We start from the raw sequence: 25,184 nt of genomic DNA on the forward strand, positions 1-25,184 counted from the left end.
CTTCACAGGGGAGCAGGCGCGGTGAATATTACTCGGCCGGCTTCTTCTTCGCGCGTTTGGTCCTGGTCGCCGCCGCGCTGTTGCGCGTTTTATCGGCGCTTTTTTTCGGCTTCGCCGGTTTGTCCTTGCGCTCACCTTCCTTACGAAAAGCGGCATCAGGCTCAAAATTGGCCGCGGGCTTGGCGACATTGCGCCGGCGACGGCTCGGTTTGGCTTCCCGGCTATCCGGTTTTTTAGTCCGCTCGCGAGCCGTTTTGCCTTCGCCGCGCGGTTTACGCGTGCTGGAGACCAGCGCAAAGTCGATATTGCGCTCGTCCATATGGACCGCTTCAACACGAATTTCCACTTCGTCGCCCAGACGATAAACCTGACCGCGCGACTCGCCGATCAGCCGCTGGCCGATATTATCGTAGCGATAGTAGTCGTTATCCAGCGTGGAGACGTGCACCAGCCCGTCGATAAACAGATCCTTGAGGCGCACGAAGAAACCGAAACCGGTGACGCTGGCGATAATCCCGGTGAACACCTCACCCACGTGATCCTGCATAAAATCACATTTCAGCCAGTCCGCCACGTCGCGGGTGGCTTCATCGGCGCGGCGTTCGGTCAGCGAACAGTGCATGCCCAACTGCAGCATTTCGTTTAGGTCGCTGTGCCAGCCGCCGGTTGGCGTCCCGCGCGCTTTGCGGTCGCCCAGCAGATACTTGATCGAACGATGCAGCGATAGGTCGGGATAACGGCGGATCGGCGAGGTAAAGTGGCCGTAAGAGGTTAACGCCAGGCCGAAGTGCCCGCGGTTTTCCGGATCGTATACCGCCTGCTTCATCGAACGCAGCAGCATGGTTTGCAGCATTTCACGGTCGGGGCGGCCGGCGATCTCCAGCATCAGATCGGCATAATCCTTCGGTTGCGGCTTCATACCGCCTTTTAGCGTCAGCCCCAGTTCGCCCAGTACGCTGCGCAAGGCCAGAACGTGATCTTCGCTGGGACGATCGTGCACGCGGAACAGGGCCGGCTCCTCATACTTCTCGACGAATTTCGCCGCCGAGATATTCGCCAGGATCATGCACTCTTCAATCAGCTTGTGCGCGTCGTTGCGCACCACCGCTTCAACCCGCTCGATGCGGCGCTCGGCGTTGAAAATAAATTTCGCTTCTTCGGTTTCAAACGCGATGCCCCCGCGGATATCGCGCGCCCGCTCCAGCACCCGAAACATCTTATGCAGCTCTTCCAGTCCGCCCACCAGCGGTTGATAGTGCGCGCGCAGCTCCTGGTCGCCCAGCAGAATATTCCACACCTTGGTGTAGGTCAGACGGGCGTGGGAACGCATTACCGCTTCATAAAACTTGTACGAGGTGAGCTTGCCCAGCCCCGACACGGTCATCTCGCACACCATACACAGGCGGTCGACCTGCGGGTTGAGCGAACACAGCCCGTTGGAAAGCACTTCCGGCAGCATCGGCACCACCTGCGACGGAAAGTAAACCGAGGTGCCGCGCGCGCGGGCTTCGTTATCCAGCGGCGTATTCGGGCGCACATAATAGCTGACGTCGGCAATCGCCACCCACAGACGCCAGCCGCCGCCGCGTTTTTTCTCGCAGTAGACGGCGTCATCGAAATCGCGGGCGTCTTCGCCGTCGATGGTGACCAGCGGCAGCTTGCGCAAATCCACCCGCCCTTTTTTGGCTTCCGACGGCACCTCTTCGGCGAAGTCTTTCACCTGCTCTTCCACCTGGGGCGGCCAGGTATGGGGAATATCATGGGTGCGCAGGGCGATGTCCACCGCCAGGCCGGTGCCCATATTATCGCCGAGGATCTCGACGATTTTCCCGATGGCCTTGGTACGGCGCGTGGCGCGCTGGGTGAGTTCCACCACCACCACAAAGCCCATGCGGGCGCCGTTGATATTTTCCTGCGGGATAAGAATGTCGAAACTCAGACGGCTGTCGTCCGGGACGACAAAACCGACCCCGGCATCAACAAAATAGCGCCCGACGATCTGCCCGGTGCGCGGCTCAAGCACGCGCACGATGCGGCCTTCGCGGCGCCCCTTGCGGTCTTCTCCCAACGGCTGCGCCAGCACCACGTCGCCGTGAATGGCGCGCTTCATCTCTTCCGCGGAGAGGTAAAGATCGTCTTTACGGCCTTCCACGCGCAGGAAGCCGAAACCGTCGCGGTGGCCGATCACGGTACCGCGCAGCAGATCCAGCTTTTCCGGCAGGGCATAGCATTGGCGACGGGTAAAGATTAACTGACCGTCGCGCTCCATCGCCCGCAGGCGGCGGCGCAATGCTTCGAGTTGCTCTTCGCTGGTTAACTCCAGATCGGCGGCCAGCTCTTCCCGTTTAATCGGGGTATCCCGCTTGGCGATATGCGCCAGAATGAATTCACGGCTCGGGATGGGGGATTCATATTTTTCTGCTTCTCGTTCCAGAAATGGATCTTGTGACATTGCGGTTCCTCCGTTGTCATCAGCAGGAGGCTGAACATATCTCATTCAACCAACAATAATTTGTAAAGTGGTGGGTTTTCTTTGACCAAATCGGCCAGCGTGTATTGGTCCAGCTCATGCAGGAAACTCTGCACCGCCTGCTGGAGCACCTGTTTCAGGCGGCAGGCCGGCGTAATGTGGCAAAACTCATGACTACAGTTAACTAACGAGAGCGGCTCCAGCTTACGCACCACATCGCCAATCCGGATGGACTCGGCGGGTTTTCCCAGCCGGATCCCGCCATTTTTACCGCGCACGGCCATAACAAACCCGGCCCGGCTGAGCTGATTGATAATTTTGACCATATGATTGCGCGACACGCCATACACTTCCGTCACTTCCGAAATGCTGGTCATTTGCCCGCCGGGCAACGATGCCATATATATCAGCGCCCGCAAGCCATAATCCGTAAAACTCGTTAACTGCACATAAACCTCGGATACCTCTGGGTATCGTTTTCCGGCGCGCACAGGCGCCCCGAAGAAACCGGTCGGAATACCGCCGGACAAATGCCCGGGCGCGCATCCCAAACGCACAAGCGTAACCTTGTTACGCAGATGATAAACCAGCCGCAAACGCTACGGCTAATTATTTAGCGCTAAAACCGATATATACCGGTGAAAGGGAGAGCGGATATAACCCTCATCATCCCGACCTGCTTAACTAAAATCAAATATCCGTCGTCTTGCCCTAATGGTTCGCGCTTATAAGCCGATTTTTACTTAGGCGAAGCGTAAAAGATGAAGTTAAAGCTTGGCGTCTGTTCCGCGAACCCTTAACGGATAGACGATAAATCGGGTTACCCGGATGGTCTGCGTTACCCTATCTATTTAATATTATTAATGCCTTATCGGCATCAGGTATGCTCGCACCGCACTAATCCCGAATTTTCTGTGATGTTCTGTTTGATGAATGGCCTCGAAAGAAACATGAGGTTTAACGAGGCTGTGAGCTTTACGACGTCTGTTTCTTTAATGCTGCACACACAAGGAAAAGGAAACCATGGGCCTGAAAAATATCTCCATTCGTGCCGGATTATTGACATTATTGTTATTAATCACCCTGCTGCTGCTTGTCGTCAGCGCGATGGGTATTCTGGCGATTAAAAAGGACCGACAGGCGCTGCTGGCGCTGAATCAGATTCAGGGAACCGAGCTCGGCAGCCTGCTGAACGGCTATAATCTGACGCTGAGAGCCAGAGGGTCGGCCACGCTGGCGGTGAGAAAAATTGAAATGGGCCGGCTTGAAGAGGGAACGCAGGAGACAGCAATAGTGGAAAGCAACCTGCTTCAGTCGCAACAAGAGATTGCTCGCGCCCTGGAATCCGTGGAGCACGGCACCCAGCGGCATGAACTGGCGCAGGCGATACGCAAAACCTACCAGGATTATCTCGAACAAGGCATGACGCCGATGCTGAGCGCGCTGCAAAAACAATACACCGATGAATATTACGACGTGCTCGAAAAACAGCTCGGCCCGCTGAGCGACGCCTTCGATCAATCCATTCGGAATTTCCGTCTGCACGCGCAGCAGCTTTCCGCCCAGGGGCTGGAGCAATCGGCGCGCAATGAGCGGTTAATGCTGCTGCTTATCGCTATTTCCTGCCTGCTGTCGGTGTTGCTGATTGCGCTGGGCTGGGCGGCGCTGCGCCATATGCTGTTGCGGCCGTTGAATTACGCCATTGAACAACTGGAACGCGTCGCCACCGGCGACCTGACATCTCGCCTGATGCTGGGCGGGAACAATGAGCTGGGGCGGCTCAACGACGCCATCGGCCGTATGCAGGGGGCGCTGCTGGAGTCCGTCAGCCAGGTGCGGGACGCCAGTACCAGCATCGATCGCGGCAGCCGCGAGTTATTCGAAGGCAATATTCATCTTTCGCAGCGTACCGAAGAGTCCGCCGCGTCGCTGGAGCAAACCGCCGCCAGCATGGAACAGCTGAGCGCGACGGTGAAAAACAACGCCGAACATGCGGAGCTGGCGCATCAGCTTGCCAATAGCGCGTCGGATACCAGCAGTCTCAGCAGTGAGTCCGTCTGCTATGTGATCGAGAAAATGCAGGAGATCGACGCCAGCGCCAAACGGATTAACGACATTCTCGGCGTGATTGACGGCATCGCCTTCCAAACCAATATCCTGGCGCTGAACGCCTCGGTGGAGTCGGCCCGCGCGGGCGAACAGGGGCGCGGCTTCGCCGTGGTGGCCGGGGAAGTGCGCAATCTGGCGCAGAACAGCGCCCAGGCGGCCAAAGAGATCCGCTCGCTGATCGCCGACTCGCAGACAAAAATTTCCGAGGGGCTGGATCTGGCTTCACGCGCCGGCGAAACCATGGACGAAATGGATGAGGCGATCATGCGCATCACCCAACTGATGAAAAACATTTCCCAGGCGACGCAGGAGCAGTACCGGGGCATTGAGCAGGTTAATATCGCTTTCAACCAAATCGACAAGGCGGCGCAGCAAAACAGCCAATTGGTGAAGTCCTTTTCAGCCACGACCCAATCGCTGGAAGAGCAATCGCAGCAGCTTACGCGCTCAATGGCGTTGTTTCAGGTGTAGCCCCTCGCCGGAATCCGGGGAAAAAACTCCCGGATTCCGGCGGACAAATCCTTATTATCCGGCCTGCATCATGGTTTTTATCGGCGGTTATCGGGCAAAATATCCCAAGTAAATTACCCTTTCCCATACCCAACGGTAACCGCCGACTATCCACCGCATGAGCGTACAATGAACAGCTTTGATCTCGCTTTTCTGAAATATGTGCAGGAACACAGCCCGCTGGCCATTGACGAGGTGATAACCAAATTCGGCAAGACCTTGTCCACGCTAAAACGGACGATGAAAGAGATCAACGAGGGGCTTCCTCCCGCCTATCATCTGCATATTGATAATCAGTTTATTATCTCCGCCATGAGCTATCGGGAATATATCGATTTTCTCGACCATATTCCGTTCAACCGTTATATCACCACCGCGGAAGAGCGCATCAAAGCGTTGAGCGTGGCGCTGTGTTTACAGGATGTGGTGAATAAAGGCGACTATTATCGCAAATTCCACGTCAGCCCGACCACGCTGAAAAATGATAATCAGGCGCTGCTCGGCTTTTTACAGGCCAATAATCTTATCGTCGCCGGCATTCCCAAGCTGGGCTCGCGACTGGAGGGCGATGAAATCCTGCTGCGAATCGCCATCTGCCTGATTATTTTGAAAACCGTTGAAATAGGCGAGCATCACCGCCTGGTTCCCCATCAGGCCAACGAGCCGATAAACAAATTCATCGCCGCGCAGTTTTTAACCCAATGCGCCCCTGAAGTAGAGCGGGCCGCCACGCTTTACCAGCAGCGGCTGCAACCGCTGGTGCCGCTGGGCTATAACAGCAAGAAGTATTTTCTGGTCTATATGAGTATTGCGCTGCACCGTAACCGGCGCGGCCATGAGATCCCATCCGGCAGCCAGCTTGATTTTATCCAGTCGCTGGATTTTTCCCTGCTGGAACAGCGCCATGAGAATCAGTTTCTCAACCTGCTGATTTCATCGCTCACCTATACCCGGCGCCCTTTCAATGTGTACGATCCGGTGCTGATCCGGCATGTGCGGCAATTATGCGCCGCCCTGTCGCCTTTATTGCGGGCGCGGATTCATAATAGCCACGCGTTTTTCTCCGAGCTGTATCAGTTTATTTATTCGGCCATCGTGCAGAATAAATTCAACCTCTATTTCGATGATAAAAAACTGCACGACGTCCAATCCCGTTATGCCGCGTTATATAGCGGCGTCCGTCAGGCGACCGCCCCGATTGAGCAGCATTATCACACCACCTTTTCGCCCATTCACCAGGCAACGCTGGTATTGATCCTGAAAAAATATGAGCTGCAAAACCGGGTCTACAGCGAGCCGAAGAAGCGCGTCATCATTGTGACCAATTCGTCTGAAAGCAAAGTGGGCTATTTTAAAGAGGTGCTGAAATCCCATTTTCATATCGAGATTATCGACTGCGTCAATATTAATGAATTACGGCGGCTTGACCAGTTACCCTGCGACCTATTGATTACCTTTACCAATAAAATCTCGAACTACCTGAAATACTATCGGCTGGATTATATCAAGGTGAATTTTTACCTTACCCGGGATGATATTGCCTTATTGAGTAAGCAAGGGCTGTCCCGCGCGAAAAAGAAAATTCCGCTTGATGAGTTTCTGCGGGAAACCGCGGAGATGGATCAACGGCAGCGCCGCCGCTGGCTGGAACAGCGCTACCCCGACTTTTTTATTTGATATTTGCCCGCGGGAAAATCCCCCCGGATTACACTACCCGTTTGAAAACCCGTTCGGCCATCTCCTCCGCCAGTACCGCGCACAGCCCGGTGTAGGCCGCCGGATCCAGCAGGTCGGCAATCTCCTGCGCCGAGAAATTCGCCGCGATAACCGGGTTGCTCGCCAGCGCCTCGCGGTAGGCGATATCTTCATGGGTGCTGCGCATCGCCACCTGATAAACCAGTTCGTGGGCCGGATCCTTACCCAGCGCCTCCACCAGCTTCATCATGATTTTTTCACTGTTGATCAACCCATGGGTCAAATCCAGATTTTGGCGCATCCGCTGCTTGTTGATCACCAGCGTGCGGGTCAGTTCTTCGGCGCGCAGAATAATTTCCGCCATCAATTCAATGCTTTCCTGTAGATTGGCATCAAAAATAAAGTAGGCGGAGCTATCCGCCTCAAACGGCCGCGGACAGACATAGAGCGAGGAGGTGAGCACCGCGTACAGTTTTTGCGCATTGGCGATGATCCCTTTCGCCAGCTTGGGATTGACCTTCTGCGGCATGGTGCTGCTGCCGACCGTCCCTTTGGCGAAGGCTTCGGACACCTCGCCGAATTCTTCGCCGGAGGTCTGGTATACCTCTTCGGCGATTTTGTGCAGCGTGGTGGCCAACAGGCACAGATTCGAGATGTACTCGGCGCGAAACACCTGGGCGTTGCGCGAAGGGACCGGCATGGCGTACATCCCCAGCGTTTCCGCCACCAGATCCTGCACCCGGCGCCCCGGTTCGCCGGTGGCATGGAACGCGCCGACCGCGCCCCCCATCATCACGGTAAACACCCTTTTCTCCGCTTCCTGCATCCGTTCCACCGCCCCCAGCAGTTCATAAATCCACACCGAGACTTTATAGCCATAGGTAATGGGCAGCGCGTGTTTGCCATGCGTGCGCCCCGCCATCAGGGTGTCTTGATGCGTTTTCGCCAGCCGGGCCAGGTTAAGCAGCACGCTGTCCACAAACTGCATCAGTTGCTGATGGAAGCGCTTAACGAGATACAAGTGCGCCGTTTGCTGGATGTTCTGCGTCGTCACGCCGTAGTGCACATACTTTCCGCTTTCCGCGTCGCAGGCGTTGACCAGCACTTTTATCACCGGCACAAAACCGTGGCCGATCTGCTGTAACAGGCGGTCGACCTCCGCCAAATCAATGCGTTCCAGCTTGCAGTTGGCGGCGATATTCTCCGCCGCCTTCTGGGGGATCATCCCCACTTTGGCCTGCGCCAGCGCCAGCGCCGCTTCGATATCGAGCCACGACTGTACCCGCGCCTGGTGGGTAAACAGCTTTTTCATCCCTTTATCGTCAATGGTTTTGCTTTTTGAATCATAGAGTGCGCGCATGTTTATTCCCCTTAACCTTGGCTATTTCCAGCCAGAACATCGTCCACCGCGTTACGGACGAACTCGACGTGCGGCCCGAAAACAACGTGAATATGGTTGCTGGACGGAATAAACGTTCCCAGAGATCCCGACTCTTTCAGCAACTCCATCCGCAGCAGTTTTTGATCGTGAAGGTCGACGCGCAGGCGGGAAACGCAATTTTCCACCCGCTTGATATTGCTTTTGCCGCCCAATCCCTCAATCACCAACTGGGCTACCTTGTCATATTCCTTGTTATTTAATAGCGTGCTGTCCGCCATCTCATTTTCACGACCGGGCGTTTTGATATCAAACTTACCAATTGCCCAACGGAAGAAGAAATAAAACACCACAAAGTTGATACTGCCGAGCACGATCAGATTTACCCAGTGGGTATTTTCATACATCAGGCCGAAAATACCGAAATCGAAAATGGTGCCGCGGATATAGCCAATGGAGACGTCTAATATTTGCAGCGGTATGGTTAATAACCCGCACAATATCGAATAGACAATAAACAGTTTCGGGGCGATAAACAGGAAGGAGAATTCCAGCGGTTCGGTAATATTGCCGAGAAACGCGGTCAGCACCACGGTCAATATCATCCCTTTGGCGAACTTTTTATTTTTGAAATACGCCATATGATACATCGCCAGGCCGATGGCCGGCACGCGGAATAAGGTGGTCAGCATTTGCGACGACGCCAGATAACTCGACAACGTCGGCATAAATTCATTCCACGCCGGATGGTTCGGACCCAGCTCAAAAAGAATTTTATTCATCGCCGGCAAAATACCGACATAGGTTTGCCCGTCGATCAGATAGGTGCCGCCCGCCTCGGTAAAGCGAACGGTGGAGCTCAGGACATGGTGCAATCCAAAGGGGATCAGCAGCCGGTTTAGGGTCATATAAATTCCCGAACCAATATGCGGCGCCATCATCACGGTTGAAATACTTTTCATCCCCGCGGTAAACACATCCCAGATAAACGGGATCAGCAGTCCGACGGGGATGGTAAAGGCGATGGATAAAATCGCCACGGATTTTTTGCCGCTGAAAAACGCAAAGGCCAGCGGCAGCTGCAAGCGATAATAGCGGTCGGTGACCTTGGCCGCCAATAGCCCGGCGATGATGCCCCCCAGCGCCTCTATTTTCAGCGTCTGGATCCCCAGCACCATGCCCTGTCCGACAAAAGCCATATTATTATCCACCAGCTGTCCCATCAGTTTTAAATGGACATGCATGGAGATCAGCAGCGTCAGATAGGCGATTACCGATGAAAAAACCGCGATCCCTTTCTCTTTTTTCGACATGCCGTAGGCGACGCCCATGGCGAACAACAGCGGGATATTTTGAAATACCACGCTGCTGATTGACCCTACGGACGACAGCGTCGCCTTAAAATAAGCGTTGCCCAAAAAAGGCAGCTTATCGATCATATAGGCCTGTCCCAACGCGCTGCAAATACCCATTAACATCCCGACCGGAGCCAGTACCGCAATAGGCAATAATAGTGAGCGTCCAAATGTTTGTATTTCGTTTTTAAAATTGGCGTTCATAAATAAGATCCCTGGTGTGGATTTACAAACTTATATACCCTAAATAATTCGAGTTGCAGGAAGGCGGCAAGGGAAGGAATCCCGATGAGCTTACACAAGTAAGTGATTCGGGTGACTGAGCGCAGCCAACGCATCTGCAGCTTGAAGTATGACGGGTATAAAACACTAATGGCGAGCTGACCATCAAGGTCAAATCATGGCCGATTTAAAGCTCATCTTTTGCCCCTGAAAAATAATGACGGCACTCACAGTTTTAGTGCATCGCACGACAACACGCACACTTATGACGCGCCATCAGCCAATAATAAAAACAGAAGTGTGCATGCCGCACACTTAATACTATTATCCTTGCAAGGTTATTTGGCGATTTTCTGTTTTTAAAATCAGGCACGTTTATTGCTGTTCTCTGCGGGTACGCGCACCCATCTTTTACCAGAGGAAAGCAATATGTCCGAGCAGAATGAATTCCCGTTAAGCGAAGCCCCCAAAGAGGGGCGCAAGGGATTACTGTCGATTTCGATGGTGTTATTCAGTTTTACCTTTTTTACCGGCACCATGTTTGCCGGCGGAAAAATCGGCGTCGCCTTCAATATCGTCGATATGCTGTGGGTGGCCGTTATCGGCAACCTGCTATTGGCGGCGTATGCCGCGTCACTGGCGCTGATCGCCGCGCGCAGCGGCCTGAATTCCGTGCTGATGGGGCGTTTCTGCTTCGGCGAAATAGGCAGCAAACTCTCCGATTTCCTGTTGGGCTTCGCCGAACTGGGCTGGTACGCCTGGGGCACCGCGACCTTGGCCATCGCGCTGGTCAAACTGCTGAACCTCCCCGCCGCGTATACGGTTCCGCTGATGATCCTGTTCGGCCTTGGCTTCTCCATCACCGCGCTGGTGGGTTACAAAGGGCTGGATATCCTGTCCCGCGTGTCCGTGCCGCTGATGTTCGTGATGCTGATCGCCTCCATGTGGATTGCCACCCATGATATTGGCGGCTGGCAGGGGGTGAAAAAAATCGTGCCGCACGACGCCATGACCTTTTCCGCCGCCATCACCATGGTATTCGGCACCTTCGCCAGCGGCGCCACGCAGGCGACCAACTGGACCCGCCTGGCCCGCAGCGGCCGCGTCGCCGTCTCCGCCAGCTTCCTCAGTTTTCTCGGCGGCAACGGGTTGATGATTATCTCCGGCGCTTACTGCGCGATTATTTACAAACAGGCGGATATTGTCGCCGTCATGATGCTGCAAGGGCTTTCCGTCGCCGCGGTGATCATGCTGTGCCTCAACCTGTGGACCATTCAGGGACCGACCATCTACAACGTTTCCGCCGCCGCCTGCCACCTGCTGCGCAGCGAACGCCGCCGCACATTAACCCTGCTGGGCGCCGTCGCGGGCATCGTGCTGGCTATCGGCGGCATGTATGAAATGCTGATCCCTTTCCTGATCCTGCTCGGCTCGATCATTCCGCCCATCGGCGGGGTTATCATGGCGGACTACTGGTTCCGTTATCGCGGCCACTACCCGGCGCTCCAAAACACCGCGTTGCCGCGCTTTAATTTTATCGGCCTTGGCGCCTATGCGGTCGGCGCGCTGCTGGCCTACTTTTCGCCGTGGATTGCGCCGCTGGTCGGCATCGCCGCCTCCGCCGCGAGCTATATTGCGCTCTACCAGATTGCCAAACGCGTCGCGCCCGCCGTCGCCATGCAGGGGGAATAGAATGAGTCTGACCGTCAGCGAAATCCTTGAATTACCGGGGCTGGCTGAACTGAAGCTGCGCGCGGGGGAGAATAATCTTCACCGTACGGTTCGCTGGTATTACGTGGCGGAAAACGAAGGCATCGCCGACTGGATTATGGGGGGCGAGCTGGTTTTCGTGACCGGGATTAATCACCCCAGGGATGAGGGCAACCTGCTGCAACTGGTGCGCGAAGGGCAGCAAAGCGGCATTGCCGGGCTGGTGATCCTTACCGGCGAACCCTTTATTCACGCCATTCCCGACGCGGTGGTCGCGCTGGCCGCCCAATTAGGCATGCCGCTGATTGAGCAGCCCTATCTGCTGAAAATGGTCATCGTCACGCAGGTAATCGGCACGGCGCTGGTGCGGCGGGAAACCACGCTGCGCTCACAGCGCGACATTTTGACGCAGTTGCTGACCGGCGATTATCCGAGCCTTGATATCGCCAGCCAGCGGGCCGACCATCTTCAATTAACGCTCGACCGCCCTTATCGGGTTATCGCGCTGCGCCTGTCCGCCATCAAGGCGCTGTTCGATCACAACGCGCCCGAGGCCGCCGAAGCGCGGCTGCAATCGGCCCGCCGGCTGGTGCAGCAGCGTCTGGAAGAGCAGCAGCCGCTGCTGGGGGAAACCCTGCCGCTGGTGATCGTCGGCGATCTGTTTATCCTGGTGCTGCCCAGCGACAGCATCCAGTTTCATCAGGGAAAACGGTGGCTGCACGCCGTACAGCAATCGCTGCGTCAGAAGATTCACCCGCTGCAACTGTTCAGCGGCATTTCATCCACGGTGACGGCGGCGCAGCACTATCGTTCGGGCCTGAGCGAAGCGCGGCGGGCGCTGGACGTCGCGGAAAGCATGCGCCCGGACAAGGGCATGTGCGACTATAGCGAACTCGGCGTGCTCAAATTGCTGACCGCCGTTGCCGATCAGGATCTGGTGACGAATTTTATGCAAGAAACCCTGGGCCGCTTGTTCGACAGCCATCGCAAAAAACCGGCGCTGCTGCTCGAAACGCTGGACGCCGTGTTGCAGGAAAACGGCAATCTGATCAAGGCGGCCGAGCGTCTCGCCATTCACCGCAATACGCTCAATCAGCGCCTGCAGCGCATCGAGCTGCAATCGGGCCAGTCGCTCAGCGACCCGCAGTTCCGTCTAAACGCATCCGTCGCATTACTTATCTGGCGCATGTCCCATGCGCAACAGCAGGAGTTTTTATGAAAATAATCAACGCCGCCCTCCGCCGGCAAAGCGGTCTTTTCAGCATCACCCTCGACAACGCTCTGATCGCGGCCATCGACGCGCAGCCTGGATTATTGCCAGCCGCGGCAGACGGCGAGACGATTGACGCCGGCGGCCAGTTGGTTATTCCGCCGCTGGTCGAGCCGCATATTCATCTGGACGCCACCCTGACGGCCGGCGAACCGCAATGGAATATGAGCGGCACGCTGTTTGAAGGCATTGAACGCTGGAGCCAGCGCAAGGCGACCATCACCCATGACGACACCAAGCGCCGGGCGCACACCGCCATCGGCATGCTGCGGGATCATGGGATTCAGCACGTGCGCACCCATATCGACGTCACCGACCCCAGCCTGGCGGCGCTGCAAGCCATGTTGGAGGTGAAAGAGGAAGCGCGCGATCTGATTGATTTGCAAATCGTGGCGTTTCCGCAGGAAGGCATCGAATCCTTCGCCAACGGCCGCCAACTGATGGAGAGCGCCATTGAAATGGGCGCAGACGTGGTCGGCGGCATTCCGCATTTCGAAAATACCCGCGAACAGGGCGTCAGTTCGGTCAAGTTTCTGATGGACCTGGCTGAACGCACCGGCTGCCTGGTGGACGTACACTGCGATGAAACCGACGATGCGCAGTCGCGCTTTCTGGAAGTACTGGCGGAAGAAGCCCGAGTGCGGCAAATCGGACAGCGGGTGACCGCCAGCCATACGGTGGCCATGGGCTCCTACGATAACGCCTACTGCTCCAAGCTGTTCCGCTTGCTTAAAATGTCCGGCATCAGCTTCGTCTCCTGCCCTACGGAAAGCATCCATCTCCAGGGGCGTTTCGACACCTTTCCCAAACGGCGCGGCATTACGCGGGTGGCGGAGCTCGATCGGGCGGGCATGAACGTCTGCTTCGGGCAGGACTCCATCAAAGATCCCTGGTATCCCCTCGGCAACGGCAACATTCTGCGCGTGCTGGATGCCGGGCTGCATATCTGCCATATGATGGGTTACGAAGATCTGCAACGCAGCCTTGATTTCGTCACCGATAACAGCGCCAGGGCGATGAATCTCGGAGAAGGCTACGGCATCGCCGTGGGCCGCCCGGCCAATCTGCTGGTGCTGGACGCGGAAAATGATTACGAAGCCGTGCGCCGTCAGGCCAAAGCCCGAATATCGATACGACACGGCAAGGTGATTATGCGCCGAATCCCGGAGCAGTTGAGCTATCCGGAAGCACGGCCTGCCGAAAAATGACGGCTAAGCCGTGTATGTTTTTATGGCAAAAATGACCAAAGATCTAATGGCCATTACGGTGGTCATTAGGAGGTGATATGGCCCTTGCTCGTACATTTTCAGACTAATGACAAGATAGCATACGGCCCCAACAAAGTTTGTCATCTGCGCCGATCGCCCAAATCAGTGAATTTTTCTTATCTTTGATAGCATTTTAAGAAAATACTGGTTGATTAGACGAATAAAACAGCATTGTATATGTTCCATATTTTCTTCTAGGTGAAAGGAGTCCGCCTGATGGCACAGGGAGTGAAAGAGGGAACGCTCAGACAATTAACAATAGGTGAAATTGCTTTAGCCCGTCAGGTGTTTGGGAATTCTATCGCTTACCATAAAGTCTGGATTCATTGTGATAGTTATCTACCTTTTGGATTACAGCCGGCAAATACCGCAATGGCGCCAAATGGTGAACTATGGTTCAGAAAAGAACTTTATAAACCAGATTTCTCAATGGCCTATATATACGCTCAACACACTTTTATACATGAGATGGCCCATGTCTGGCAGCACCAAAAAGGGATGTGGGTGAGAAGCAGAGGTCTTTTCAGTTGGGCGGCGGATTATAATTATAGGCTTGATGGTAAGAAGTTATTGAATGACTATCAGATGGAACAACAGGCACAAATAATTGCAGATTATTTTTTCCTTAAGAAGCAGGGATATTATGCTTGGTTAAGAGCTATCGGCTCAACGGTGACCTTTCAGGGCGTGACGAATAATAATATCGATTCACTCTATGAATACGCTCTTTCGCTGTTTTTTAAACAAAGGTGATGGTAATGAAAAGGAAAATGGCAATAGCATTAATCGGCACGCTAAGTTTAACTCTGACTGGTTGTCATCTTGGCGACCCCCGAGCCAAACATTACCGCGCTTCTGTAATCACAATTTCTGATAATATTTGTGTTATGGTTCAACCTGAAAGAGATGAAAAGATTGTTAGCCTTATTATTAGCGAGATTGGAAGACCTGAGAATAAATTAGAAAAATTTGACGCTATTTCCGTTTCATCTGATAAATGTGTTCCTGATTTTGGCTATAAATATGAAATGGGACACGCCTATAACTTTTCGGTAATACTTGAATCACCGGAGAAAAAGAAAAAAGGGATTATACCAGCAAGCCGTATCTTTGGTGTCGATTTCTCACTATGGGAGAATAACGGCAAATTAGAGGCGTATCCTATCAATTAAGTTAAATATTCTTATATATCCGTCATGCTTCAGGCTGTATGTATTGGCTTTCCTCGCTCACTCCAGCAGCCCTTCCCGGCAGCGCTGCTGCCGGCTTTGCTCAAAGGTCTGCATCCCCGCCTGCGCGCCGGTCTGGATCAGGCTGGGCAACTGGTGGCTTTTCCCTTCCCTGATCAGATTGCCGACCGCGGACGTCGCCGTCAGCACTTCAAACAGCGCCACTCGGCCCCCTTGCGGCATCGGCAGCAGTTTTTGCGCCACGACCGCCCGTAAACAGGCGGCGAGCTGGCTGCGGACAAACGCTTTCTCTGCGCCGGGAAATACGTCCACCAGCCGGTCCACCGCCTGCGCCGCACCGCGGGTGTGCAGGGTAGCCAGCACCAGATGGCCGGTCTCGGCGGCGGTCAACGCCAGGCGGATGGTTTCGCTATCGCGCAGTTCCCCCAGTAAAATCACATCGGGATCCTGACGCAGCGCGGCCCGCAGCGCCAGGGCAAACGAGGCGCTGTCCCGGCCGATTTCACGCTGCTGGATCAGGCACTCCCCGCTGGTATGGATAAACTCGATGGGATCTTCCAGCGTGATCACATGCCGACGGCAGCGCTGGTTCAACGCCGCGATCATCGCCGCCAGCGTGGTGGATTTGCCGCTGCCGGTCGCGCCGCTGAGTAAAATCAGGCCGTCGGGCTGTTCAATAAGTTCCGACAGCGCCGGCGGCGCGCGCAGCATGGTCAATGACGGGTGGGCGGACGGAATAATGCGCAGCGCGGCGGAGAGCCCCTGACGCTGACGAAACAGATTGACCCGCAGGCGCGGCCCGTCCGCCGGCATCAGCGCGCAGTCCACCTGACCCGACCGTTGCAGCTGTCGTAGCTGGGGCGGCTCAAGCCAGGCGGCACACCATTGTTCCAGCTGTTCCGAACATAAACGTGGTAAGGTATTTTCCGATCGCAGTTGACCGTCGATGCGCAACATCGGCGGATGTCCGCTACACAGGTGCAGATCAGAGGCATTATGTTTTACACTAAGCGCCACCCATTCATCCACATTCATCGATTAATCTCCTGAACTACTATGACCACTATCCAGCAGAATCTACAGGACATCAGGCAGCAGATCGCCGTCGCCGCCCAGGGCTGCGCGCGGGCACCGGAAGAAATAACGCTGCTTGCAGTCAGTAAAACCAAACCTGTGACGGCTATCGAAGAAGCGATCGAGGCCGGGCAACGGGCGTTTGGCGAAAATTACGTGCAGGAAGGCGTGGACAAAATCCTTTATTTCCGGGAACACTCGCCGGAGACGGGGTTGGAATGGCACTTTATCGGCCCGTTGCAGTCGAACAAAAGTCGACTGGTGGCGGAGCATTTCGACTGGTTCCACACGGTGGACCGTCTGCGTATCGCCCAGCGACTGAGCGAGCAGCGCCCGGCGTCGCTGCCGCCGCTGAACGTCCTGCTACAGATTAATATCAGCAACGAGCCGAGCAAATCCGGCATCAGGGCGGAGGAGTTGGCCACGCTGGCGGCCGCCGTGGCGGCACTGCCGAACCTGAACCTGCGCGGTCTGATGGCGATTCCGGCGCCCGAAACCGACTATCGGCGCCAGCTTGCCGTTTTCCGGCAAATGGATGATCTGTTCCAACAATTGGCATTACACTATCCGCACATCGATACCCTGTCGATGGGGATGACGGATGATATGCATGCCGCCATCGCCGCCGGCAGCACGCTGGTGCGGATTGGCACCGCCATCTTTGGCGCGCGTGATTATTCAGCGGCAACCCAATAATCAGACGCGCGGAATACCTCGCCGCCTTGGCGACCGTTAACAGAACAAGATAATCAGCGAGAATTCACATGCAACAACGTAAAATAGCGTTTATCGGCGCCGGAAATATGGCGCAGGCCATTGTTGCCGGGTTAATCGACGGGGGTTATCCCGCGCGGAATATCAGCGTGTGCGCGCCATCCGCCACGCACCGCGACCAGCTGGCCGCCGAATTTGGCGTCATCAGCAGCGCGGATAACGTGCGCAGCGCTCAGCAAGCGGATGTGGTGGTGCTGGCGGTCAAGCCGCAAATCATGGCGGACGTCTGCGAACCGCTGCGCCGGCAGGTGGATTTCTCCGCCAAGCTGGTGCTGTCGATCGCCGCCGGCATCAGCACCGCCCGTTTTCAGGCGCTGTTGGGAGACAACCTGAATATCGTGCGGATTATGCCGAATATGCCGTCGCTGGTGGGTCAGGGAATGAGCGGACTCTATGCGCCGGCCGCCGTCAGCGACGCCGATCGGCAATTCACCGCCGAACTGATGCAAAGCGTGGGTAAAATCTGCTGGGTGGAAAACGAAGCGGGGATTAACGGGGTGATTGCCGCGGCAGGCAGCGCGCCGGCCTATTTTTTCCTGTTTATGGAAGCGATGCAGCAGGAAGCCGTCCGCCAGGGGTTCGATGCGGATAGCGCGCGTTTGCTGGTACAGCAGGCCGCATCCGGCGCCGCGGCGCTGGTGGAGGCCAACCCGGAGACGCCGTTGTCGACTCTGCGCGAGAATATCACCTCCAAAGGCGGCACCACGGCCGAAGCGCTGCGGGTGTTTAACCAACGTCAGTTGCCGCAAATCGTGGCGGAGGCGATGCAGGCCGCCGTCGAGCGCGCTCAGGAAATGGAAAAGCTGTTTTAATTGAAAGCGGTGATAATCACCCCCATTTATACCCGAAGTCATTGGCGTTGCGGTCGACATACCCGCAACCTGAAAGATGAAAGGTATCATCCATTAATAAGGAACTGACGTATTTATGCTTACCCTGACTTTTCTGGTCAAAACGCTGGTCGACCTCTACGTAATGGTCCTGCTGTTGCGCATCTGGATGCAGTGGTCGCGCAGTGATTTTTATAATCCGCTGTCGCAGTTCGTGGTCAAGATCACCCAGCCGATCGTCGGGCCGCTGCGCCGGATCCTTCCGTCGCTGGGGCCGATAGACAGCGCCTCGCTGCTGCTGGCCTTTATCCTGACCACCATCAAGTACCCGCTGCTGTTGCTGATTCAGGTCGGCGCCCTGTCGCTCAGCCCGATGAATCTGCTGGTCGGCCTGCTGTCGCTGATCAAGTCGGCGGGTTACCTGATTTTCTGGGTGGTGATTATCCGTTCGCTGATGAGCTGGATAAGCCAGGGACGCAGCCCCATCGAATATCTGCTGCACCAGCTTACCGAACCCTTTATGGCGCCGATCCGCCGCATCATCCCGGCGATGGGCGGCATCGACTTCTCGGCGATGGTGGTGATCCTGATCCTCTACCTGCTCAACTATCTGGGCATGGATCTGTTTCCGGGGCTGTGGTTCCTGCTGTGAGCGCCGTCACTCGCCAAGATGACGACCTGGTGATTCGGCTGTATATTCAGCCGAAAGCCAGCCGCGACCAGATTGTCGGGCTGCACGGCGACGAGCTGAAAGTCGCCGTGACCGCCCCGCCGGTCGACGGTCAGGCCAACGCCCATCTGACCAAATTCCTCGCCAAACAGTTCCGGGTCGCCAAAAGTCTGGTCATTATTGAAAAAGGCGAACTCGGGCGGCACAAACAGATTAAAATCATCAATCCGCAACACATCCCGGCTGAAGTCGCGGAACTTATCCGATAAATACGCAGGAAAACAGTATGCAAAAAGTGGTTTTGGCTACCGGCAACCCCGGAAAAGTGCGCGAACTCTCCGGTCTGCTGGCGGACTTCGGTCTGGATATCGTGGCGCAAACCGAACTGGGCGTGGACGCCGCGGAAGAAACCGGCCTGACGTTTATCGAGAATGCGATTCTGAAAGCGCGCCATGCGGCAAAGATCACCGGGCTGCCGGCCATCGCCGATGATTCCGGTCTGGCGGTGAATGCGCTGGGCGGCGCGCCGGGGATCTATTCGGCGCGCTACGCCGGCGTGGATGCCAGCGACCGCCAGAATCTGGACAAGCTGTTGCACGCGCTGCAAGACGTGCCCAATGAACGGCGCGGCGCCAGCTTCCATTGCGTGCTGGTTTATCTGCGCCATGCGGAAGACCCGACCCCGCTGGTGTGCCACGGCAGTTGGCAGGGAATGATTGCCGTTGAAGCCGCCGGTAACGGCGGCTTTGGTTACGATCCCATATTTCTGCTGCCGGACGAAGGCGTCACCGCCGCCGAACTGACGCGCGAAGAGAAAAACGCCCGCTCCCACCGCGGTCAGGCGCTGCGTTTATTGCTGGATGCCCTGCGTAATGCTTAAACTGCCGCCGCTCAGCCTGTACATCCATATTCCCTGGTGCGTGCAAAAGTGCCCGTACTGCGACTTCAACTCTCATGCGTTGAAAGGCGACGTGCCGCATCAGGAGTATGTCGACCATCTGCTGGCCGATCTGGATGCCGACCTGCCGCTGGCGGATGGCCGGGAGCTGCACTCCATTTTTATCGGCGGCGGCACTCCCAGCCTGCTGAGCGCGGAAGCGATGCAATCCCTGCTGGACGGCGTACGGGCGCGTTTACCCCTTGGTCCCGACGCCGAAATCACCATGGAGGCGAACCCCGGCACGGTGGAGGCCGATCGCTTCAGCGGCTATCAGCGCGCGGGCATCAACCGCATCTCGATCGGCGTACAAAGTTTCAGTCAACAAAAGCTGACCCGGCTGGGACGCATTCACGGCCCGGAAGAGGCCAAACGCGCCGCGCATCTGGCCGCCGGGCTGGGATTGCGCAGCTTTAACCTCGACCTGATGCACGGCCTGCCCGACCAGTCGCTGGAAGAGGCGCTGGACGACCTGCGTCAGGCGATCGCCCTCAACCCGCCGCATTTGTCGTGGTATCAGCTCACCATCGAACCCAATACGCTGTTCGGCTCGCGCCCGCCCAAACTGCCGGACGACGACGCGCTGTGGGATATCTATGAACAGGGGCACCGCCTGCTGAGCGCGGCCGGTTATCAGCAATACGAAACTTCGGCCTACGCCAAACCGGGCTACCAGTGCCGGCACAACCTGAACTACTGGCGCTTTGGCGACTATCTGGGCATCGGCTGCGGCGCGCACGGCAAGCTGACCTTTCGCGACGGGCGCATTCTGCGCACGGTGAAAACCCGCCATCCGCGCGGCTATATGCGGGGCACCTATCTGGACAAACAGCAGCAGGTCGCCAGCGAAGACCGCGCCTTCGAGTTCTTTATGAACCGTTTTCGCCTGCTGGAAGCCGCCCCGCGAGCCGACTTTACCGCCTACACCGGGCTGGATGAAAGCGCGATCCGCCCGCAGCTGGAACAGGCGCTGGCCCAGGGTTACCTGATTGAGAGCGCCGCCCACTGGCAAATCACCGAGCACGGCAAGCTGTTTCTCAATTCGCTGCTGGAACTGTTTCTGCCGGAAACGGAATAAAGCGGGGCCGCTCGTTCCGCGAGCGCCCCGTTCACCTCCCGCCATTGCAAAGCGGCGCACAAAACGCGTTGCGAACCGCTTTCCATTTTCACGCTATCCACCTTGCCAGACGGCCAAAAATATCATCTTCTTTACTCTGGATTGAGATTTCATCTTTAGGTATTCTCTGTAAGAATAAATCTTACATCCACCGCTGAGGTAGTTATGGCCAGAACGATAACCATTGATCTTGGAGATGAACTGCGACACTACGTGGAGTCGCTGGTTGAGTCCGGTGATTACCGAACACAGAGTGAAGTCATTCGGGAGGCAATCAGAATGCTGCGTGAAAAACAGGCTGAGTCCGATCTGCAAAAACTGCGTAATCTGATCGCCGACGGATTAAATAGCGGAGAGCCACAGGAATGGAATCGCGATGAGTTTCTGCAAAAAGTCAGGGATAAAGTGCAGACGTCGACAAAAAGGAATTAAGCTCACCCCGCTCGCGCAGGAGGATATGGAAAGTATTTATCTGTATGGCCTGCTGAATTTCGGTGAAGAGGCGGCTGAGCGATATTTATCAAAACTTGAGAACACGTTTAGTACCATTGCTCAATATCGCGTCGGCACGGAACGCCACGAAATCGGTAGAGGCATCTATTCGTTGCCTGTCTCAAGCCACGTTATTTTCTTTTTGTATGAAGTCGATACGGTCATTATTGTGCGTATACTTCACCAATCGCAAGATGCCGTACGCCACCTCCGGTGGATCTAGCCGACAGAAACCTAAACGCGCGGTTTGATGAGTAAGGCATCCGGCTGAATATCCCGATAAATTTCCGTTTTTTCAGCCTGTTCGAGATTGAATTTTTGCTCCGGATTATGACAAAGTGTAGCGATGTTTATCTCCTCGGGTGACGATGATGAAATTGGTGAAATTAATCATGGTATCGCTGCTGATGGCGGCGGTATTGAGCGGTTGCAACACCGCGCGCGGCTTTGGTCAGGACGTGGAAAAACTGGGTAGTAAAATTTCCAGTTCAGCCGGTTAACCTGTCCGTTGGCGGCCGTTCCTCGGACAGGGCGATTTGCCGCACCGCCAGTTCGCGGAACTGCTTCGGACTGACGCCGGTATGCTTATGGAAAAAGCGGGTGAAATAGGCCTCATCATTAAACCCCAGCGAAGCGGCCAGCTGTTTAATGGTTTGCGCGGTATACACCAATTCACGCTGCGCTTCCTGAATAACCCGCATATTAATCACATCAAGGCTCGACATCCCCAACGTGGCGCGGCACAAACGCGAAAGGTGGCCGGGCGATATGCCCATTTGGCCGGCATAGTCATTTACCGAAAGCCGCTTTCTGAATTGCCGATCCACGCTGAGCAGAAACTTATTAATCTGCGCCGCCTTGCGCGAACAGGTGGCGAGTTCCTCCTGTTGCTGCGAAAACTTACTGATGCGGGCGATATGCACGAACAGCGAGGCAAACAGCGACATGCACATCGCCGTTTGATTCATTCGCGGCATCCTGAGCTCACGTTTCATTAACTGGTAAAACCCGCGCACCTCCCTTCTGTCGCGGGTGGAATGCGCCAGCGGAATAACGCACGGCTTATGGATAAGCGTTATCAGACTTGGCGCCAGCAGGCCGGCCATGGATTCCAGCGGCTTCTGTGAGGCCGTAATGGTTAATCCTTCAGTATCCGGCGTGTAATGAAAGCTGTGCACCGTCTGCGCCGGCACCAGGATAAGACAGGGTGCAACCGCCATCAAACGCGCGTAGTTGAGTAAAACATCCACTTCTCCCTGTTGGATAAACAGCACCTGAATTAACGATTCGTGTAAATGCGGGCTGACTTTCCAGTTATAGGTTTTTGAGCGGTAAGAAATCTCTTCCACATTAAAGAAATTTTCCCAGCTCAGTTCCGACTTTTCACCATACAAGGCATAGGTGGGAATGGTGGTTGTCATGGTAATACCCCCGAAATACGGCACGCAGCCCGTGCTGACACATTATTCAACCGCTGTTGCCCGGGAATGAATGCAGGATCACCGCGCCTTCGGCGCCGAGGCGGTCGATCTCCGCGGAAGAGTAGCCGTACTCGGCGAGAATTTGCCGCGAGTGGTAGCCCAGCGCCCGCGACGGAATAATGCGCGCGGCCCCCATTTCGCCGATGTTCACCGGCGGCGTGGTCAGCACCCGCTGATTGCCGGTGGGGTAGTCAACCTTGCGCAAACAGTCATTCGCCCATGCCTGCTCGTCCTGCAGGATCTCATCCGGCGTATAGCCTTTTTCATGCGCGAAGTCGTTTTGCTTCAGCATGGCCGTCATTTCATCCAGCGTTTTTCCGGCGATCCGTTCACTGATGATGTCGATAATCGCCCGGTTGCGGCCATAGCGATTCACGTCGTCAATCCGGCAGAATTCGGGGCTATCCAGCAAATCATCCCGTCCCAGCAGCGTCATGAATTTATTGAAAAAGCGGTCATACTCGGGAATACAGATCACCATCCAGCGTCCGTCTTTGGTTTGATAGGTATTGTTGAACGGATTGACGACTTCCCGGCGGGATTTCGGGTAGCGGTTGCCATACTGAGCCGACACCACGGCGACGCTCATCATAAACAGGGCGGTATGATGCAGGCTCACGGTGACCTTATCGCCTTTGCCGGTTTTATTACGCGCCAGCAGCGCGGCGCAGATCCCCGAAACCAGGCATATCGATGCTTGAAAATCACCGAACCCGTTCACCGAATTAATCGGCGTTTCGCCCCGTTCATTGGTGGATCCCAGAATGCCCCCGCGGCACACATAGGCGGTGGCGTCAAAACCGGCGGTATCCTTTTCCGGGCCCTGCTCGCCGTAACCGAGAATTTGCGCAAAGATCAGGCTGGGAAAACGTGAATGCAGCTCTTCATAGGAAAAACCCAAACGCTCCAGCGCCCTGGTGCGATAGTTGGTCACCAGCACGTCGGCGCCGGCCAGGATTTTATAAGCGATCGCTTTTGCGCGATCGTTTTTTAAATTGAGGCACAGAAACCGTTTATTGGCATTGGCGATATCGAACGCCGGGTTTTCATCATCGCTGTAGGGCATATTAAAGACGGATGCCTGCGTTCGGCCGGGATCGCCGGCGGGCGGTTCGATCTTGATGACATCCGCGCCCCAGTCGCCCAGAATGCGGGGCACCGTGGGCGCCGCCAGAAATGACGTCAGATCGACGACCTTCACTCCCTCCAATGGTCTCATGATATTCACTCCTTCATTCGGTAGATAACGGGAATACTTATATTAAAAATATCAAATAGTTACATTCTCAGCGTTTGATGAGCCACCGGATGGTTTTTTTTCTCGATCGGCTGAATGCGGACCATCAGAATGATCAAGGCGCCGATAATGGCCACCGCCGCGCCGAGATAGAGGGCATATTCATATTTTCCTGTTACATCAATGATCAACCCGGAAAATACCGGCGACAGAATGCCGGCCGTGGTGCCGAAAACCCCGTTAAGCCCCACCAGTACGCCGGTGTTTTTCTGCGAAAAAACCATCGGGATGGAGAAATGCGACGCCATGGTGAAACACAAAAAGAAGTTGGAGGCGGAAATCAATCCCGCCGCGCCCCATAAACTGGTGGTGCGCGTCCCCAGAACCAGGAACAAACCGGCCAGCAACAGGCCGATAATCGGCGATAGCTTTCTGCCCAGATTTTGCCCGAAACGTTGCGACGCGCTGTCCGCCACCAGACCGCCCAGCGGATAAGCAAAAATCGCCGCCAGATAGGGCAGCATGGCGAAAATGGCGCTCTGCTTCAGGTCTATCCCGCGCCCCATGGCAAAATAGGTGGGCAGCCAGGTCATAAACAGGAAGAAAAGGTAGTTGGTGCAGAAGTAGCACAGCGAACATCCCCAGATCGACGGGGTGGAAAAAATATCCCGCTTGCTTAATGCCGCCGCGTCGCCAGCGCTATTGGCCGAAGCCTCTTTTTGTCCGGCCAAAATATAAGACAGCTCGGCGGGACTAATGCCCGGATGCTGCTCCGGCCGGTTTCTGCCTAACCGCCACCAGAGCAGACACCACAGAATCCCCGGCAAGGAAAGAGCGTAAAAGGTCATTTGCCAACCCCAGATTTGAATAATCCAGGCTGAGATCAGCATGGACGCGGCGATCCCCGCCGGGCATCCCACCTGCAGCAGTCCCGTCGCCTTACCGGATTCACTCTTCGGCACCCAGTTGGCCAGCAGCGAAAAGTTTGCCGGAACCAGCACCCCCTGCCCGATCCCCACCAGAATACGAATCAGCATCATGGCCCCGAGCGTCGAGCCGAACGGCGTTAAAAAGGTAAACAGCGCCCACCACAGGGTGCCGGTCACCAGCACGACGCCGCCGCCAAAGCGATCGGCCAGGGCGCCGGCCGGCAGCATGGTTACGGCATAGCCGATAAAAAAGGCGGTGGAGACCCAGCCGAACTCGGTGGCATTCCAGCCATACTGCTGCATTAACGCCGGCCCGCACATGGACATGCTGCTTCTGGCGACGAACATGACAAAATAATCGATGATCAACAGAATCACGATGTTCCAGCGTGTATTACCAATTGACGTGCTCATAGGTCACTCTCGCGATAGAACGAAAATGACTACATCTGCCATTACGCCAGGA

General features: G+C 55.7%; 24 protein-coding genes. 16 read left to right on the forward strand and 8 right to left on the reverse strand.

All coding sequences use genetic code 11. The features are described 5' to 3' along the window. Nucleotides 1–28: 28 nt before the first annotated feature. Complete coding sequence (gene rnr, locus MFP24_RS03720; RefSeq protein WP_249229192.1) at nt 29–2,452, reverse strand: ribonuclease R; 2,424 nt, start codon at nt 2,450–2,452, stop codon at nt 29–31. A 41-nt stretch (nt 2,453–2,493) separates the two neighbouring features. Continuing rightward, the gene (nsrR, locus tag MFP24_RS03725) at nt 2,494–2,919 is read right to left on the reverse strand and encodes a nitric oxide-sensing transcriptional repressor NsrR (protein WP_249229191.1); all 426 of its coding nucleotides are present in this window, start codon (nt 2,917–2,919) and stop codon (nt 2,494–2,496) included. A gap of 574 nt (nt 2,920–3,493) precedes the next feature. On the opposite strand from nsrR, the gene MFP24_RS03730 reads away from it, so the two are divergent. Both MFP24_RS03730 and MFP24_RS03735 read left to right on the forward strand, forming a co-directional pair. Then, on the forward strand, nt 3,494–5,050 hold the full coding sequence (locus MFP24_RS03730) for a methyl-accepting chemotaxis protein (RefSeq protein ID WP_249229190.1): 1,557 nt from the start codon (nt 3,494–3,496) through the stop codon (nt 5,048–5,050). Nucleotides 5,051–5,218: 168 nt separating this feature from the next. Beyond that, nucleotides 5,219–6,766 (forward strand): BglG family transcription antiterminator, encoded by a 1,548-nt coding sequence (locus MFP24_RS03735; RefSeq protein WP_249229189.1) that lies wholly within the window; start codon nt 5,219–5,221, stop codon nt 6,764–6,766. A 28-nt stretch (nt 6,767–6,794) separates the two neighbouring features. Here the strand turns inward: MFP24_RS03735 and MFP24_RS03740 are convergent, their stop codons facing one another. Further along, nucleotides 6,795–8,144: a class-II fumarase/aspartase family protein gene (locus MFP24_RS03740; protein ID WP_249229188.1), complete on the reverse strand. Its 1,350-nt coding sequence runs from the start codon at nt 8,142–8,144 to the stop codon at nt 6,795–6,797. A gap of 11 nt (nt 8,145–8,155) precedes the next feature. Beyond that, a complete protein-coding gene (locus tag MFP24_RS03745) occupies nt 8,156–9,721 on the reverse strand; it encodes a PTS transporter subunit EIIC (protein WP_263458393.1) in 1,566 nt (521 codons plus the stop codon). A 447-nt stretch (nt 9,722–10,168) separates the two neighbouring features. Between MFP24_RS03745 and codB the strand changes: the two genes are divergently transcribed. From codB to MFP24_RS03770, 5 genes are all read left to right on the forward strand, one after another. Continuing rightward, a complete protein-coding gene (gene codB / locus MFP24_RS03750) occupies nt 10,169–11,431 on the forward strand; it encodes a cytosine permease (RefSeq protein WP_249229186.1) in 1,263 nt (420 codons plus the stop codon). A 1-nt stretch (nt 11,432) separates the two neighbouring features. After that, on the forward strand, nt 11,433–12,668 hold the full coding sequence (locus MFP24_RS03755; protein ID WP_249229185.1) for a PucR family transcriptional regulator: 1,236 nt from the start codon (nt 11,433–11,435) through the stop codon (nt 12,666–12,668). Next, a complete protein-coding gene (gene codA, locus MFP24_RS03760; RefSeq protein WP_249229184.1) occupies nt 12,665–13,927 on the forward strand; it encodes a cytosine deaminase in 1,263 nt (420 codons plus the stop codon). Before MFP24_RS03755 ends, codA begins: the two co-directional genes overlap by 4 nt. Nucleotides 13,928–14,203: 276 nt before the next feature. Next, a complete protein-coding gene (locus MFP24_RS03765; protein WP_249229183.1) occupies nt 14,204–14,740 on the forward strand; it encodes a type IV secretion protein Rhs in 537 nt (178 codons plus the stop codon). A 5-nt stretch (nt 14,741–14,745) separates the two neighbouring features. Further along, nucleotides 14,746–15,159 (forward strand): putative T6SS immunity periplasmic lipoprotein, encoded by a 414-nt coding sequence (locus MFP24_RS03770; protein WP_249229182.1) that lies wholly within the window; start codon nt 14,746–14,748, stop codon nt 15,157–15,159. A 57-nt stretch (nt 15,160–15,216) separates the two neighbouring features. On the opposite strand, the gene MFP24_RS03775 is transcribed toward MFP24_RS03770, so the two are convergent. Next, the gene (locus tag MFP24_RS03775; RefSeq protein WP_249229181.1) at nt 15,217–16,212 is read right to left on the reverse strand and encodes a type IV pilus twitching motility protein PilT; all 996 of its coding nucleotides are present in this window, start codon (nt 16,210–16,212) and stop codon (nt 15,217–15,219) included. Between the two features lie 21 nt (nt 16,213–16,233). Here MFP24_RS03775 and MFP24_RS03780 point away from each other — a divergent pair, with 21 nt between their 5' ends. From MFP24_RS03780 to MFP24_RS03820, 9 genes are all read left to right on the forward strand, one after another. Further along, nucleotides 16,234–16,947 (forward strand): YggS family pyridoxal phosphate-dependent enzyme, encoded by a 714-nt coding sequence (locus tag MFP24_RS03780; protein WP_249229180.1) that lies wholly within the window; start codon nt 16,234–16,236, stop codon nt 16,945–16,947. 68 nt (nt 16,948–17,015) lie between these two features. After that, complete coding sequence (proC, locus tag MFP24_RS03785; protein ID WP_249229179.1) at nt 17,016–17,837, forward strand: pyrroline-5-carboxylate reductase; 822 nt, start codon at nt 17,016–17,018, stop codon at nt 17,835–17,837. 115 nt (nt 17,838–17,952) lie between these two features. Then, nucleotides 17,953–18,507 carry a YggT family protein gene (locus tag MFP24_RS03790; protein ID WP_009111529.1) on the forward strand — a complete coding sequence of 185 codons (555 nt, stop codon included), beginning with the start codon at nt 17,953–17,955 and terminating at the stop codon, nt 18,505–18,507. Further along, a complete protein-coding gene (gene yggU / locus MFP24_RS03795) occupies nt 18,504–18,794 on the forward strand; it encodes a DUF167 family protein YggU (protein WP_136167235.1) in 291 nt (96 codons plus the stop codon). Before MFP24_RS03790 ends, yggU begins: the two co-directional genes overlap by 4 nt. A gap of 17 nt (nt 18,795–18,811) precedes the next feature. Further along, nucleotides 18,812–19,405, forward strand: a complete 594-nt coding sequence (gene rdgB / locus MFP24_RS03800; protein ID WP_249229178.1) for an RdgB/HAM1 family non-canonical purine NTP pyrophosphatase — start codon at nt 18,812–18,814, stop codon at nt 19,403–19,405. Then, entirely contained in the window at nt 19,398–20,540 is a 1,143-nt protein-coding gene (gene hemW / locus MFP24_RS03805) for a radical SAM family heme chaperone HemW (RefSeq protein ID WP_249229177.1), read from the forward strand. Before rdgB ends, hemW begins: the two co-directional genes overlap by 8 nt. 204 nt (nt 20,541–20,744) lie before the next feature. After that, complete coding sequence (locus tag MFP24_RS03810; protein ID WP_249229176.1) at nt 20,745–21,011, forward strand: type II toxin-antitoxin system ParD family antitoxin; 267 nt, start codon at nt 20,745–20,747, stop codon at nt 21,009–21,011. 25 nt (nt 21,012–21,036) lie between these two features. Further along, nucleotides 21,037–21,294, forward strand: coding sequence for a type II toxin-antitoxin system RelE/ParE family toxin (locus tag MFP24_RS03815; protein ID WP_232216569.1), 258 nt, complete (start codon nt 21,037–21,039; stop codon nt 21,292–21,294). A gap of 145 nt (nt 21,295–21,439) precedes the next feature. Further along, complete coding sequence (locus MFP24_RS03820) at nt 21,440–21,571, forward strand: entericidin A/B family lipoprotein (protein ID WP_407061970.1); 132 nt, start codon at nt 21,440–21,442, stop codon at nt 21,569–21,571. On the opposite strand, the gene MFP24_RS03825 is transcribed toward MFP24_RS03820, so the two are convergent. Genes MFP24_RS03825 through MFP24_RS03835 form a run of 3 tightly spaced genes read right to left on the reverse strand, consistent with a single transcriptional unit; the run spans nt 21,560 to nt 25,132 of the window. Then, nucleotides 21,560–22,492: a helix-turn-helix domain-containing protein gene (locus MFP24_RS03825; RefSeq protein ID WP_249229174.1), complete on the reverse strand. Its 933-nt coding sequence runs from the start codon at nt 22,490–22,492 to the stop codon at nt 21,560–21,562. The genes MFP24_RS03820 and MFP24_RS03825 overlap by 12 nt on opposite strands. Before the next feature lie 46 nt (nt 22,493–22,538). Beyond that, nucleotides 22,539–23,771, reverse strand: coding sequence for a CaiB/BaiF CoA transferase family protein (locus MFP24_RS03830; RefSeq protein ID WP_249229173.1), 1,233 nt, complete (start codon nt 23,769–23,771; stop codon nt 22,539–22,541). Between the two features lie 59 nt (nt 23,772–23,830). Next, nucleotides 23,831–25,132 carry an MFS transporter gene (locus MFP24_RS03835; protein WP_249229172.1) on the reverse strand — a complete coding sequence of 434 codons (1,302 nt, stop codon included), beginning with the start codon at nt 25,130–25,132 and terminating at the stop codon, nt 23,831–23,833. Between the last annotated feature and the right edge of the window lie 52 nt (nt 25,133–25,184).

Source organism: Brenneria tiliae (genome assembly GCF_023347575.1).
Classification (GTDB): Bacteria; Pseudomonadota; Gammaproteobacteria; order Enterobacterales; family Enterobacteriaceae; genus Brenneria; species Brenneria corticis.